Raw genomic sequence first — 14,814 nt, 5'->3', positions numbered from 1 at the left:
TATGCGTAAATCTATTCTATTGGTTGAAGATGAAAAAAATATTGCACGATTCATTGAACTAGAATTGAAGCATGAGCAGTTTGATGTGACAACTTGTTATAATGGTCGCGAAGGATTGCAACTGGCACTTGATGAGAACAATCATTTTGATGTGATACTATTAGATGTTATGCTTCCAGAGTTAAATGGCATTGAAGTGTGTAGAAGAGTCAGAAGTCATTCTGAAGTGCCGATTATCCTTATCACAGCTAGAGATGCGGTGATGGACCGGGTAGCGGGACTCGATGCAGGAGCAGATGATTATATCGTCAAACCGTTTGCGATTGAAGAGTTACTTGCTCGCATTCGTTCTATTTTAAGAAGAACAAGCAAATCGGTAAAAAAACCGCAACTGTTGCAATATAAAAATATTACGATCAACCAAGATGCCTATAGTGCATCTGTCGATAATTGCCCATTAGAACTAACAAAAACAGAATTCGATTTATTAAGTCTCCTCATGACCAATAAAAATCGTGTATGTACAAGAGAGCAAATTCTTGAAAAGGTATGGGGTTATCAAACGGATGTAGAGACAAATGTTGTAGATGTTTATATCCGTCATCTACGATCAAAGTTGCCAAAAGAAGCGAGTTCTTACATTGAAACGGTAAGAGGGGTTGGGTATGTGATGAGAGAATGAAAAATCTAATTACCATTTCTTTCAAAAATCAATCTCTAAAAACAAAGTGGGCGCTCACGTCCGCTTTTGTTATTTTCATCAGCTTTGCCATTATTTGTTCTGTGTTGTATTGGTCGTTGCATATCTGGCTGTTATCCGAACAGCGTCAAACTGTTAACCGTACAATGGATGATTTAACCGTTTTTTTTGAGTCTCAAGGGAATACGATTACCCTTGAAGATATTCAGACCAATAAGGGATTGATGAACTCCATTATCGACAAAGACCAAACTGTACGAATACTTAACAAAGATGGGATCGAGATTCTACGTATCAATGATACTGTTTCTGAAATTCCGGATATACCAAACAAAATATTCGCAAAAGGATATGTCGTTAATAAACAAAAAATTGCAGGAATCGAAAGCTTTGTTGCAACTGGGAAAATACAAATAGGACTTTTCCAAGGATATATCCAGTTGACCCATCCTTTAACATCCTTTCACTCGCTCATGAATTATTTACTGATGGCCATGCTGATCCTTGGTATAGGTGCGCTAGTGTTATCCGCATACATTGGTTATGTTTTGGCAACAGTGTTACTAAGATCTTTACATGATTTGCGCCAAGAGATGACGACCGTTGCAGAGAAAGGATTTGAAGCACCCATCCAAATGGAATACAACCAAGATGACGAAATTGGCGATTTATTGCGCGTATATCGTAAAATGATGGGGGAACTAGAACAATCCTTTCTTTTACAACAACAATTTATCTCAGATGCTTCTCATGAGCTTAGAACACCTATCCAAGTTGTAGAAGGACATTTATCATTAATTCAAAGATGGGGGAAAGACGATCCAGAGATTTTAAATGAATCACTTGGAACGGCTTTATCGGAAATTAAACGTATGAAAAATTTAATAGAAGAAATGCTAGAACTAGCAAGAGGTCAATCAAATGAGCATGATGGAGTATGTGATATTTGGGCTGTCACAAATGAAATTATTCAAGAACAGACCATTCTTCACCCAGATGTAACGATCCATATAAATGATCAAAACCTGACAAAATCATCTGTAGCTATTTCTCAAAATGCTTTTGGACAAATCATGCGAAACTTATTACAAAATGCGATTCGCTATTCCGATGATCAAACGACTATTCAAATTTACTTGACAAATGACTTGAAGCATTGCAAAATCGAAGTCGAAGATAACGGTATTGGCATTGCTGAAAATGATCTACCCCATATTTTTGAACGGTTTTATCGAGTGGATGAAGCACGCTCAAGAGATGAAGGGGGTACAGGTTTAGGGCTTAGTATTGTCAAGATGTTGGTCAACAAGTATGGCGGTAACATAACTGTAACTAGTAAGCTGGGAAAGGGAACAAAATTCAAGGTAATACTACCCTTTGAAAAATTGTGATTTTTGTAGAAATTATTCGCTAATTCCATCATTCAAGATAAAAATTGCTCAATTCGTAACAAAAACATTGAATTTTTTATGAAGAGTAGTAAGATTGAAAGGAAAAATGTTCTTCCAGCTTACAACAATACATACGTGTATCTTCAGCAGGAAGAAATGTAAATTATAGTGGATTTTCAGAATTATTCTTTTAATTAATGGAACTGCCACTTGGCAAAAAACTTGGAGGTTATTCTCATGTCAAACAATGTTTCACTCGCAAGCTCTCCGTGGTCTGCTTTTTCAGGTCCAAACCTTGGCTATGTGATGGATATGTATGAATTATACTTAACATCTCCTGAAGAAGTAGACGCTGATCTTGTGGCACTTTTTGAACAATATGGCGCACCTGTTGTAGAATCAATTGAAACAACAACTAAAAATGTGGATTCAGTTAATATTGAGAAGGCATTAGCTGCTGTAAAATATGCTGATGGAATCCGTGCGCATGGTCATTTAGCTGCTGATATCTATCCATTAAATAACCAACAAAAAGACACAACAAGCATTGAAGCATCAACTTATGGATTAACTGATCAGGATTTAGTGAATATCCCTGCCTCATTCTTATTAAACGACATTCCTGTAAACGTTCACAATGGCTTAGATGCTATTAATTACTTGAAATCGATTTATACAAGTAAAATTGCATATGAATTCGATCATGTTGTTGATAAGAAAGAAAAACAATGGCTTCAATCTAAAATTGAAAATGGCGCACTAAATGCAAAATTCTCTTCAGATGAGAAAAAAGCAATCCTTTCCATGTTAAATAAGGTTGAAGGTTTCGAACAATTTTTGCACAAGACTTTCGTAGGTGTTAAACGTTTCTCAATCGAGGGTGTAGATGCATTAGTTGTTTTAATCGATGAAATCATTCGTCGTTCTGAGGAACAAGGTTCAAAAGATATTATGATCGGTATGGCACACCGTGGTCGTTTGAATGTTCTAACTCACAATGTTCATAAACCATATGAAATGATGTTAGCTGATTTTGCTCACGTACCAAGTGAGTTATTTGTACCAAAGGATGGTTCTTTAATTGCCACAAAAGGATGGTCAAATGACGCAAAATACCACTTAGGTGCAACATACAAAGCACCAAACGGTACAACCATTAAATTAGCATACAACCCATCTCACTTAGAAGTAGTAAGTCCAGTGGTTAATGGCCAAACTCGAGCTGCGCAAGATGATACTTCTAATCCAGGTCTTCCTGTTCAAGATACTGCAAAAGCTTTATCGATCCTTGTTCATGGGGATGCAGCCTTTGCTGGTCAAGGTATTGTAACGGAAACATTAAACTATTCCCGCACAAAAGGTTTCAATACAGGCGGTTCAATCCATATTATTGCGAATAATATGATTGGTTTCACAACTGAACGTTATGATTCACGTTCTACTGTTTACTCTTCAGATCCAGCAAAAGGTTATGAGGTTCCAGTTATTCATGTCAACGCTGATTCTCCAGAAGAAGTTGTACTAGTAGCACGCTTTGCTGTTGAATATCGTGTGAAATTTGGAAAAGATATTCTAATCGATTTAATCGGTTATCGTCGTTATGGTCATAACGAAATGGATGAACCAATGATTACCAATCCAGAAATGTATAACATCGTACACCAACATGAAACTGTTCGTGCTTTATATGGTAAAAAGTTGGTTTCTGAAGGGGTTGTAACAGATTCAGAAGTTTCTAAACTTCAAGCAGATGTGAAAGCAGAATTACAAGCTACACTTGACCATATAAAAGAAGTTGGTCAAGGTAAAGTATCTAGTCATGAAATGCCAGATGCAGTAAAAAATGGCTTTACAGAAGATATTGAAACTGCAGTTGAAAAAGAACGCTTAGAAAAAATGAATGAAGAACTTCTTGCTTTTCCAGAAGACTTCCATCCGTTCAAAAAATTGATTAAAATTTTAAATCGCCGTCGTGATCCATTTAAAGGTAAGGGTAAAATCGACTGGGGACATGCCGAAACGCTTGCATTTGGTACGATTCTTCAAGATGGTCATCCAGTACGTATTACAGGTCAAGATGCCCAACGTGGTACTTTTGCTCAACGTCACCTTGTTCTTCATGATGAACAAAATGGTCATGAAATCGTGCCATTGCATCATATTTCAGGTTCTAAAGCTTCATTTGCAGCAATCAATAGCACATTATCAGAAGAATCTATCGTAGGTTATGAGTATGGTTACAACTTAGAAAACGAAAATGCTCTTGTTATTTGGGAAGCACAATATGGTGACTTTGCAAATATGGCGCAGGTTATGTTTGATAACTTCATTTCAGGCACACGTTCTAAATGGGGCGTTAAATCTGGTGTGGTTATTTCATTGCCTCACTCAGCTGAAGGTCAAGGTTCAGAACATACAAGCGGTCGTTTAGAACGTTTCTTACAATTATCAGCTGAAAATAACTGGACAGTTGTGATGCTTTCAAGTGCTGCTAACTACTTCCACCTATTACGTCATCATGCAGCTACTCTTGGAACAGAAGCAGTTCGTCCATTAATCATGATGTCACCAAAATCACTCCTACGTAATCAAATCGTAGCAGCTGATGTAGAAGAGCTAACAACTGGCAAATATCGTACTGTAATCGAACATCCAACAACTGGTAAAGATGCAGATAAAGTTGAAAAAATCGTATTTGCTTCAGGTAAAGTGGCAATTGACATTGCTGAAAAAGTGGGTAATGGGGAAGGCTTTGAACACCTACATTTAGTTCGTGTTGAACAACTATATCCATTTCCTAAAGAAGAGATTACTGAAATCCTTGCAAAATTCCCTAATGCTAAAACACTTGCATGGGTACAAGAAGAACCTAAAAACATGGGTTCATGGTTCTTTGCAGATCCATTCTTACGTGATTTAGCAGCGGATGATCAAGAAGTTGTTTACATTGGCCGTCCAGAACACTCTAGCCCAGCAGAAGGCGATGCAGATTCTTATAAAGAAGCACAAGCAATCGTTATCGAAAATGCAGTGGCTCGTAAATAGTGCAAACTACTAAAGGAGGAAAATACAGTGGCAGACATTATTGTTCCAGAATTAGCAGAATCAATTACAGAAGGTGAAATCGTACGTTGGGTTAAAAAAGTTGGTGACCACGTAGATAAAGGCGAGTTCATCGTAGAATTAGAAACAGATAAAGTTAACGCTGAAATTATTTCCGAAGAAGAAGGCGTACTTACAGAAATCTTAGCCAATGAAGGCGACGTTGTAGAAGTCGGCGCAGTAATCGCAAAAGTTGAAGCAGGCGCAGCAGCTGCAACACCAGCTCCACAACAAGCACCGAAAGAGGAAGCGCCAAAACAAGAAGCAACAAAGGCAGAAGCGCCAAAGGTTGAAGCTAAACCAGCTGCAGCTCCTATAGTAGAAGAAAGACCTTCCACTGAACGCGTCATTGCAAGTCCAGCAGCACGTAAACTAGCTCGCGAAAAAGGCATCGACTTAGCAGCCATCTCACCAGTAGATCCTCAAGGTCGCGTACGTGTACAAGATGTAGCCGCATATGGTAGTGCTCCAGCAACACAACCAGCAGCTCCAAAAGCAGCACCTGCATCAACCGTTAAAGCTGTTGACTCATCACGTGTAGAAGCAGTGAAAATGACTCGTCGTCAACAAACTGCTGCAAAACGTTTACTTGAAGTATCTCAATCAACAGCAATGCTTACTACATTCAACGAAATCGACATGACAAATGTTATGGCACTTCGTAAACGTAAAAAAGAAGCATTCCAAGAAGCTCACGATGGTACTCGTCTAGGATTTATGTCATTCTTTACAAAAGCAGTCACTGCTGCTCTTAAAAAATACCCAGCAGTCAATGCTAAAATTGTTGGTGATGAAATCCACTACAACAAATTCTATGATATTGGTATAGCAGTAGCAACTCCAGACGGATTAGTCGTACCAAATGTTCGTGATACAGATCGTAAAAACTTTGCTGAAATCGAAGCTACAATTGCAGAGTTAGCAACAAAAGCACGTAACAAAAAATTATCCCTTCAAGATCTTGAAGGTGGCTCATTCACAATCACAAACGGTGGTGTCTTTGGTTCATTAATGTCTACACCTATTATCAATGGTGACCAAGCTGCCATCCTTGGTATGCACAACATCGTAAAACGTCCAGTCGCAGTAGGCGATGAAATCCAAATTCGCCCAATGATGTACGTTGCATTATCTTATGATCACCGCCTTATCAACGGTAAAGAATCAGTTGGATTCTTAAAAACAGTCAAAGACTTAATCGAAAACCCAGAAGATCTATTACTAGAATCTTGATCTGACGGGCTTTATAAAGCTTTTCCGAACCTATCGCTTACACTCAGGAGGATGAGACAAAAACATTTTATCCAATGAAAAATCCGAACAGTGAATAGAAATTCTAGTAAGAATTCTCTGTTCGTTCGGATTTTCTTTTTTATTATCATGCTATAGAATTCAATAATTCGGCTTCTGGAGAGAATCATTTAGTTTTGTCCCAGCTTGTTTTTTGTTTTTAAGCTCCGTGACTCCCATATGACTTCCGGAGCTTTTTATTGGTTCATTTAAGTAATCTATGAGCAAATCGGTCGTTTTTTCAATTGTCTCTGTAGTCACATGCGTATAGATGTTCATCGTAGTTTCAATATAATATGAGACTTGTGGTATTAAGTCAAGTATAGGATTGATAAAAGCTAGAGAAGAATTTCTAAAAAAGAGCGCAAGAAACTAAACTTCAGAAAAACAAACGCTTGTTCGTGTTTCTGAAGCTACCTTGAAAGGATATCAAAAGCAGTGGCTAGCTTTTGATTTACACACTCCTTTCTGGCATGTAGAGTTGGTGGTTGCGTAGTAGCACATCCACCAGACGCACTAGTTTTCTCGCAGTTAAGACAAGGGCTCTTTTATGTTTGTATTTCGGAACTTCATCATATTTCTTTAAATAATACGAACGGTAAGTAGCTTCACGAAGTTGTACAGAGTTGGCAGCTTCAACCATGTAATAACGAAGATACTGGTTTCCCGTTCGTGTCAGGGGTGTTCGTTCCGATTCAAAATTTCCAGATTGCGATTTTTTCCAGTAAAGACCGGTATATTTGGCTAATTGGGCTTCATTTTCAAAGCGTTCTATTTGTCCAATTTCCGCGATGATTCCTGCCGCGTATACGATGCCAATGCCTGGCACACTTGTTAAACATTTGGCTTCTGGAATAGCTTCGAATAAGGCGGCAATGCTTTTTTCTAACTCTTTGATTTGCTTTTTCAAGGTTTGAATCAATCGCACATAGGTGGCTAATACAACGTCTACAGAGTCTTGAACAACCTTACCTAGCCGGTAGGAATCACGTATGGCTTTCTTAATAGTTTTTGCTAATTGTTCGGGGTCACTAAAGCGGCCTTTCCCCTTTTTCTGAAGAAGGGTAGCGAGTGATTCCAGTTCCATTTCTACGATTTCGTCCAACGAAAGGGAGTCTGAAAGTATTTCCATCATCGTTGCACCAAAAACAGACGTATTTAACTCTTTCGATAGTGTATTACATTTGTAGTAAAGGTTTTCCAGAAAGTGTTGTTTACATTCTGTTAGTTGGTGAACGAGTTGATATCTGGAGCGTGTTAAACGTTGAAGGGCAACATATTTTTCCTCTTTGATAAGAGACTTATTATAACGCCCAATGCGTAAAAAATCGGCAATTCGAAAAGCATCTATTCTATCGGTCTTATCTTCTTCAAACAATCTTTTATACCGATGGATGGCCTTTGGATTTTGCACGACTACTTCAACATTTAAGTTCTTCAGTTCCTTATCTTCTGCTAGAAACATGGCAGGGTGGAAACTGTAGATGGAAGTAGACTCCATGCCAATGACAATTTTTTCATAATGGTACAACTGCTGAAAATGGAGAACATTTTCCTGAATGGCACTGGCCCCATTCACATCATTTGAAAGACAGATTTCTTTCAAAACGGTGTCATGACTATCAAGAAAACATACATCAAGTTTTTCAGAGCTTACATCAATACCTACGAATAGTTTCATGGAAAGGACCTCCTTTCTTTAGATGATATTTAGAAATAGCTTGGATACTGTGGGATTTCCCTAGAGTCCCAAACATACCACAACCTCGTGTATGAGTATTCAATGATTCCCTTCCCCTAAGCTGCCCGCCCACTACTCTGAGAGGTAAGTGAAGGAAATCGATACAGCTTGTGCGTATGCAGTGCAATATTGGGTCTGGGTCACAGTCTTTCAACGTAGTTAAACTACAGGAGTGAAAAGCATATTCCCGATGGATCCATTTCCATAAATCCATTATCTAAGGAAATCCCCCAGTATCCAAGACGAAAGTTTTCCATCTATCATTTTGGGATATAGCCCTGAAGATAAAAACTATTCAATTTTCAAGGAACAGTTATTAACTTAAAATTTATTATACGAATTTATTATACGAGGAGTGAAAGTGGATATGGTAGCGACGACAGTTCTTATTGTTTTTACAGCAGGTCTAGTCTTACTCATAAGATTTTTATTTAAAAAGTATGCCTCAAGTGGTAAACATTGAATAAGCAGAAAGATAATTTACTTTATTAAAAAACAGAAGACTAGGAACTCTATAACTCTATAATTGGGATTCTAGTCCTTTTTCGTTTATTCATCATATGGTCTGTATTTTGAGTAAAGCTCCTTAGCTGATTCCTTTCTATTTTCTATATCTTCCCTCAAAAATAACCTATCTCGATTCACTTCTTTCACAGGAACCAATTTACCACGCTTTACAAGTGATCCTAATGCTTGCCGTGTAATTTGCAATTCCTCTAATACCTCTGCTGGTGTTAATATTTCCGATTGCACTAATTGAATAAATTCTTCTTTTGAAGCAACTTGATATTTTTCATCATCTTATCATCCTTTTAAAATTATTTTATTATTGAGTCGAAGGGTTAAATTATTTATCTTATAAAAAGAAACTTACAATTGTTAAAATCAAGGCGATGATTGAAATAATCATTAATACTTTGTATTTCATGTGACATCATCCTTTCTTATTTTGTATAATGAAGGTGGGAGAGGGTTTCCCTTCTTCCGATTTCCTTTAACCGAGGATGGCTTTTAGGAAATTTAGAATGGCAGTGATAACGTTAGTGACCGCTATTGTTATCATTGCCTTTTCTTTTTATCGTTCTTTTTCTTGTTTTAGGGGCTTATTTTTTACATAAATTTGTAAATCTATCATTAACATAAAAATTTCGAAAAGGTTCAAATGATGTTTTTTATAAAAATAAATTTATTTGAAGGATGTTATAACACAAAAAGAAGGATTTCTCCCTCTAATTTTTGTGATCTAACTTGTCATTTATGCTTTTTAGAATCTCGTTGTTTTCCTTCTGATTTTTAAGGACTTTCACAGTAAACCAAATAATAAATACAACTATAACTATGTAATATAAGACAACTAAAATAGGACTCAAAGTTAATAGTGTAACCCAATTCACTTTTAAATCACCTCTCACTTTGGATAATTATATCATAAAAAGTTAGGCAGTAATGAACCTTTCGTGGTTGTATCGTACATTACTGATTATGCACAAAACAAAAATTACATTGTTTTGGGGATTGAATTGGAATATTGGAAGGAAAATAATAAACATCCCAAAAAAGGAGGATTCCCTTGAAACTAACCAAAGATGAAAGTGAATCGATTCTTGTAACGCTTGAGGTTTTCGACATATATCCACGTGCAGTCTATGAAAAATGCACAGATGAAAGATTGCTAGAAGAATATGAACGCATAGTAGGGAGGCGTAATTGATAAAATGATTTGCATTCTTATCGTGATTTACCCATTCGCATAGCGGAGTTTGGCCAAGTTCACCGTCATGAATTTAGCGGGGCATTGAATGGGTTATTACGTGTCCGAACATTTTGTCAGGATGATGCACATATTTTTGTGACACCTGAACAGATAGAGGATGAAATTACACTAGCCTTGAAAATCATTGAACACGTTTATCAAGTATTTGGCTTTGATTATGAAATTGAGTTGTCCACTCGGCCAGATGATTACATGGGTGATTTAACCTTGTGGAATCAGGCAGAACAAGCTCTTGAAAACGTGCTAATTAATTTAGGTTATAATTACAAAATTAATGCGGGTGATGGTGACTTTATGGACCAAAAATTGATATTCATATTAAAGATGCAATCAAACGAAGCCATCAATGCGGAACAGTACAACTTGATTTCCAGTTACCTGAAAAGTTCGATTTAACATATATAAATGAAGAAAACGAAAAAGTAAGACCTGTTGTCATTCATCGAGCTGTTTTTGGATCAATTGATCGCTTCTTAGGGATTTTGATCGAACATTTTGGCGGAGCGTTCCCTCTCTGGTTAGCACCGAAACAAGTTGAAATTGTGGGTGTTTCTGAAGTGCATAATGAATACGCGGAAAAAATCTACGTTCAATTGCAAAAAGCAGGTGTACGTGTTTCAATTGATTGTCGTAATGAAAAACTTGGAAAGAAAATTCGTGATGCACAAATTAAGAAAATTCCTTACTTGCTTGTGGTAGGAGACCAAGAGGAAAGAGAACAAACTGTTACAGTTAGAGAATATAAACTGGAGGAGCAGAAAACAATATCATTAGAAGAATTTTTAAATAGAATACTAAAAGAAATTGCAGAAAAGATCTTACCCATACGCTAACTTATAAAATAAAAGAAGTCACTTTCTATTTTTATCCCGCTTTAACGGGCAGTAAGACCCCCACCTCAAGGTTTAGAGAGAAATGAGAAAGATAAGTGGGGGAACAACTGCCCGTAAAAGTCCGATTGGTTTGGGACAACAGGCCAGCTGTCATCAGTTGGCTTTTTATGTTGTAAATGGAATAGTCGTAGCCTGATAAGTGGCAAACGTGTTTCATAGAACTAGTGTTATTTTTGTTTTTCAATACCTTAAGATGGGGCCATAACCTGACCAATCATGTATTTATGGTATAATGGTATAGTAATCATTATTATTTAGCTCATACTACTAAAATACGAGGAGGATATTCATGCTAACTAAAATAAGAAAAGTTAAATTTCAACCAGAATTGAAAAATCCAGTTTATGAAGTAATACTGGAATGTCCGAAAGAAAGTAAACTGTATATTAAATTTGATTATGCCTATAAAAATAAGACTTTTATACCTTCCAAAGTGAATTATAACAGAGAAGATAAGGGAACAAAGCTTGCCTGGTATACTCAAAAAGTAGAACATATGACTGTTCAAGAGTTTCTTGGTAAAATTGCCCATAAGGTAAATAAGAAATATAATTTCAAATTTAAAGAAACTATTTGAATGTTTGTGTGATTTAAGAATGGTTTCCCGTTGAACATTCCCTTCCTATTGTTGAAATAAATAGACGCATCCTATAGGGGTGTGCCTATATGTTTGCCTCAAATTGTAGAGGACTAGAATGCATAAGCTAAAATCCTCTTTTTGTTTTTTATCATTATTTACATTTTTATTAATTAACTTTTACGATCCTTCGCTTTATCATGCAATTCATATCTTTTCCAGATTTCTAGATTAGTCCGTTATTAGGCCATTACAACCAAAGCCATACAATCAGGTTTAACCTCATGAAACGAGAGAATTGAAAAATCCAAAATAGTATGCCTTGATGTATTTAATGATTTTTTGATTATTGGTGGGTGCAAAATAAAAAAATTTTACCACCTTCAACACCAGCACTGTAAATGGAGAATATCATACCAAAGAAAAATGATTTGTATTTTTTTCCTGCTACCCAATAACCGGTAACCATCATTAACAGAAAATCATAGTGTTTGATGTAATAGTGTCTAGTTAGGAAATAAAAGTGGATTCGACAAGGTACGTGACAAAGCTCTTAAGTACAACAATTTACAAGAAGTCGTATATGCTGTATGCTGTTTTAGATGAACTAAAATATATAACTGATTTGATTAAATTACATGTTGTATTTTACTTGAGGATAGAGGGAATATCATGTCAACTAGAACAAAAGGATCAAAAAAAATTGCTAGCTATTCACTACTAATAATGGGCTTGGGTTATCTGAGCACCATTTGGTATGAAGGCCCGATATGGGGTGAGTTATTGCATGGAGGTTTTGAAGCGGGATTAGTAGGTGGATTAGCAGATTGGTTTGCTGTTACTGCATTATTTCGCCATCCGCTCGGGTTACCGATCCCCCGTACAGCTCTAATACCTAATAATCGCAAGAGAATCACCAATGCACTTGTTTCCATGTTAAAAAATGATTGGCTTTCCAAAGAAAGCATCCAAGAAAAAATCAATCACATTGCTTTTACAGAAAAGCTGATTGCTTTTATAAAGATACAGATGCAAACGATTTCTTTTAGAAAAAGCCTGATTCGACTCATCAAAAAAATGATTCATTGGATAGATGTTGAAAGGCTCACACCAGTCATTAAAAAACAAATCATATCCACTCTTTCTAATGTTGAAATGAAAAAACTTATTCAGTTAATAAGCTCACAATTACTGAATGAGAAATTTGACGAGAAAGTTTTGGATCATCTTTTGAAAAAAGCAGACTCTTGGTTAAGACAAGAACAAACGGTTCATCGATTAGGAACGGTTTCCATGAATTTACTCAACAATATTCAAGCCGATGGTATGCTTCAATTTGCTCTAAAATCGATACAAAGCTTACTTAGCAAAGAGAGAATTGGAAAAATCGTACAAAATTTATTGTTAAATATTATACAAAGTTTACAAATCGATGGAGAACCGAATCGACAAGCTTTAGTCTCATATATTCGGAAAGAAATACATGGTATGGGTGAGAATGAACAGCTGATAGAGGGAGTTGAAAAATGGAAGCATCAACTCTTATCAAAATGGAAGCCTGATCAAACTATAACGGAGAGCCTACAGCAGTTGCAGCAAAAGACATTCAATTTCGTTGATGACAGTGATTTTATGGATCATTATTTGATGCCATTGCTGGATCGTTTTCTAGAAATGATACAAGAAGATCAAAACAACATTGATTTATGGATGCGGAAACAAATTGCAGAATTCGTTGAAGATAATCATTCAAAAATTGGAAATCTTGTTCAAGAGAATTTAGATAAATTGGATACCGAAACATTAGTCGACATGATGGAAAATAATGTAGGTAAAGATTTACAATGGATTCGTGTGAATGGTGCGGTTTGTGGTTTTATAATAGGAATTTTTCTAACAGGGATACAAATTTTAGTTAGACTAGCATAGAATTGCGCTCAAAAAAGAACTGGCATCTAAATACAAGTATGACAGACCAACCTATACCAAAAATAAAGGACCCTTTATTGAGGTTATTATCCAAAAAGCTATTGTAGAAAATGAAATAACAAATTAAGATAAGCATTTTTATATCAATTATCTATAAATAAAAGACGAAGCCAGCAAACAGGAATTTGTTGGCTTTTTATCGTTATTGGGATATAAGGTGCAATTGGAATCTTGAATTTTGATAATAAAGAGTTACGTAATGCAAACGTGATAAAGCAAATAGTGAATAATTTGATTGACAGGAATTTTCATTCAATAAATATCGTTAATCTACAATTGAGGAATAAATATTCTTATTGAATTATAGAAATAGTGTATATTACATGATTTTAAAATTCCATATATGGTTTGTTATGGTATCATATTTAGTGTGATATGACAATTTATATAAAAATAGGGAGGTATTTATGAAAAGAAAATCAGTTTTTATTGTTGGTAATGCGGGAGTTCTTATATTAGCGATTGGGGTTATAAAAGGCTTGCAAAGCAACGATATATCGACAAAAGAAAATATATTTATAGAACAAGCGAACATGGATGATGAAGACCAATATAAAATTGTAACAAAAGAGGAACAAGATCAACGAGAAAATAATCATCTCAACAAAAGAGACTCTATAACAACTATAACAGCAAAGGAACAAAAAATGGTAGAGAATTCATCAGCCTTAGAAGGGTTTGTTTCCCAAGAAGAAGGAACAGGGTTCTTCTTTAAAAAAACAAATAATAGTTATTCAATTCTAGAATGAGTAGAGATTTAGTTGGTGTTTAATTAATAGTAAAGAAGTCAGCATATGAAATGTTGGCTTTTTATATCGTCATCAGAATATGTGTATTAAGAAAAAAATCATTGCAAAAATCTGTTGATAGGTTTAAATGAATTTCTATATTCCCTGAAAGAAATTATAATGTAAACTTGTTAAATATATTTACAGGAATCAATTGTTTATTGGTAATATTTCCCTTGTTTAAAAAACTAGTCAAGGAACGATTTTATGCTAGAAATTGGACAAGCCAGGAAAAATGTTGCTCAATTAAACGAAAATGAAGCAAAGAGTCTACTAATGATTATTTATGCAAATCTTGATGTCACTTTGAACGAAAACAATAAAGATGAAATTAAAAAAACGCTGATAAAATTATTTGATATTTGAATCAATTTCATCAATCATTTTCTTCTTAAAAAAATACGAACATTTAAGAATAACTAATTTTGATAGTTGTGTTGCGGAAGACGGCGACTCCTCGATTAGGCTTGCGCATTTCCTTCGTGCGGTGTGAGTTCAAGGAGGCTTATTCAAAGTCCTACGGGAAAAGCTTGAGCTGAAAGCCCCGCAGGAACAATTGAAGGGACAAA

The 14,814-nt window shown here is 35.7% G+C and carries 11 protein-coding genes and 1 pseudogene; 10 read left to right on the top strand and 2 right to left on the bottom strand.

Features of this window, described 5'->3' with window-relative positions; genetic code table 11:
• Position 1: 1 nt before the first annotated feature.
• From FEZ13_RS06230 to odhB, 4 genes are all read left to right on the top strand, one after another.
• Entirely contained in the window at positions 2-682 is a 681-nt protein-coding gene (locus FEZ13_RS06230) for a response regulator transcription factor (RefSeq protein WP_146551885.1), read from the top strand.
• On the top strand, positions 679-2,091 hold the full coding sequence (locus tag FEZ13_RS06225) for a HAMP domain-containing sensor histidine kinase (protein ID WP_146551884.1): 1,413 nt from the start codon (positions 679-681) through the stop codon (positions 2,089-2,091). Before FEZ13_RS06230 ends, FEZ13_RS06225 begins: the two co-directional genes overlap by 4 nt.
• 237 nt (positions 2,092-2,328) lie before the next feature.
• A complete protein-coding gene (locus tag FEZ13_RS06220; RefSeq protein ID WP_146551883.1) occupies positions 2,329-5,136 on the top strand; it encodes a 2-oxoglutarate dehydrogenase E1 component in 2,808 nt (935 codons plus the stop codon).
• 27 nt (positions 5,137-5,163) lie between these two features.
• Positions 5,164-6,426 (top strand): 2-oxoglutarate dehydrogenase complex dihydrolipoyllysine-residue succinyltransferase, encoded by a 1,263-nt coding sequence (gene odhB / locus FEZ13_RS06215; RefSeq protein ID WP_146551882.1) that lies wholly within the window; start codon positions 5,164-5,166, stop codon positions 6,424-6,426.
• A 511-nt stretch (positions 6,427-6,937) separates the two neighbouring features.
• Here the strand turns inward: odhB and FEZ13_RS06210 are convergent.
• Both FEZ13_RS06210 and FEZ13_RS06205 read right to left on the bottom strand, forming a co-directional pair.
• Positions 6,938-8,164 carry an IS110 family RNA-guided transposase gene (locus FEZ13_RS06210; protein ID WP_146551745.1) on the bottom strand — a complete coding sequence of 409 codons (1,227 nt, stop codon included), beginning with the start codon at positions 8,162-8,164 and terminating at the stop codon, positions 6,938-6,940.
• Positions 8,165-8,773: 609 nt separating this feature from the next.
• On the bottom strand, positions 8,774-8,977 hold the full coding sequence (locus FEZ13_RS06205) for a helix-turn-helix domain-containing protein (RefSeq protein ID WP_255473062.1): 204 nt from the start codon (positions 8,975-8,977) through the stop codon (positions 8,774-8,776).
• An 817-nt stretch (positions 8,978-9,794) separates the two neighbouring features.
• Between FEZ13_RS06205 and FEZ13_RS19420 the strand changes: the two genes are divergently transcribed.
• From FEZ13_RS19420 to FEZ13_RS19415, 6 genes and pseudogenes are all read left to right on the top strand, one after another.
• The gene (locus FEZ13_RS19420; protein ID WP_186725797.1) at positions 9,795-9,935 is read left to right on the top strand and encodes a hypothetical protein; all 141 of its coding nucleotides are present in this window, start codon (positions 9,795-9,797) and stop codon (positions 9,933-9,935) included.
• A gap of 3 nt (positions 9,936-9,938) precedes the next feature.
• Positions 9,939-10,831: pseudogene (gene thrS / locus FEZ13_RS06200) on the top strand (threonine--tRNA ligase); the annotation flags it as partial.
• Positions 10,832-11,180: 349 nt separating this feature from the next.
• A complete protein-coding gene (locus FEZ13_RS06195; RefSeq protein WP_146551880.1) occupies positions 11,181-11,468 on the top strand; it encodes a hypothetical protein in 288 nt (95 codons plus the stop codon).
• Between the two features lie 672 nt (positions 11,469-12,140).
• Positions 12,141-13,397, top strand: coding sequence for a DUF445 domain-containing protein (locus FEZ13_RS06190; RefSeq protein WP_146551879.1), 1,257 nt, complete (start codon positions 12,141-12,143; stop codon positions 13,395-13,397).
• Between the two features lie 467 nt (positions 13,398-13,864).
• Complete coding sequence (locus FEZ13_RS06180) at positions 13,865-14,206, top strand: hypothetical protein (RefSeq protein WP_146551878.1); 342 nt, start codon at positions 13,865-13,867, stop codon at positions 14,204-14,206.
• Between the two features lie 246 nt (positions 14,207-14,452).
• On the top strand, positions 14,453-14,611 hold the full coding sequence (locus tag FEZ13_RS19415) for a hypothetical protein (protein ID WP_186725796.1): 159 nt from the start codon (positions 14,453-14,455) through the stop codon (positions 14,609-14,611).
• The last annotated feature ends 203 nt before the right edge of the window (positions 14,612-14,814 follow it).

Source organism: Rummeliibacillus sp. SL167 (assembly GCF_007896505.1).
GTDB lineage: Bacteria > Bacillota > Bacilli > Bacillales_A > Planococcaceae > Rummeliibacillus > Rummeliibacillus suwonensis.
This window is presented reverse-complemented; position numbering and strand designations above follow the sequence as displayed.

Bases quoted from the DNA above. Each gene is read 5' to 3' on its own strand.
- FEZ13_RS06230 (WP_146551885.1), top strand. From the start codon at position 2: ATGCGTAAATCTATTCTATTGGTTGAAGATGAAAAAAATATTGCACGA.
- FEZ13_RS06225 (WP_146551884.1), top strand. From the start codon at position 679: ATGAAAAATCTAATTACCATTTCTTTCAAAAATCAATCTCTAAAAACA.
- FEZ13_RS06220 (WP_146551883.1), top strand. From the start codon at position 2,329: ATGTCAAACAATGTTTCACTCGCAAGCTCTCCGTGGTCTGCTTTTTCA.
- FEZ13_RS06210 (WP_146551745.1), bottom strand. From the start codon at position 8,164: ATGAAACTATTCGTAGGTATTGATGTAAGCTCTGAAAAACTTGATGTA.
- FEZ13_RS06195 (WP_146551880.1), top strand. From the start codon at position 11,181: ATGCTAACTAAAATAAGAAAAGTTAAATTTCAACCAGAATTGAAAAAT.
- FEZ13_RS06190 (WP_146551879.1), top strand. From the start codon at position 12,141: ATGTCAACTAGAACAAAAGGATCAAAAAAAATTGCTAGCTATTCACTA.
- FEZ13_RS06180 (WP_146551878.1), top strand. From the start codon at position 13,865: ATGAAAAGAAAATCAGTTTTTATTGTTGGTAATGCGGGAGTTCTTATA.
- FEZ13_RS19415 (WP_186725796.1), top strand. From the start codon at position 14,453: ATGCTAGAAATTGGACAAGCCAGGAAAAATGTTGCTCAATTAAACGAA.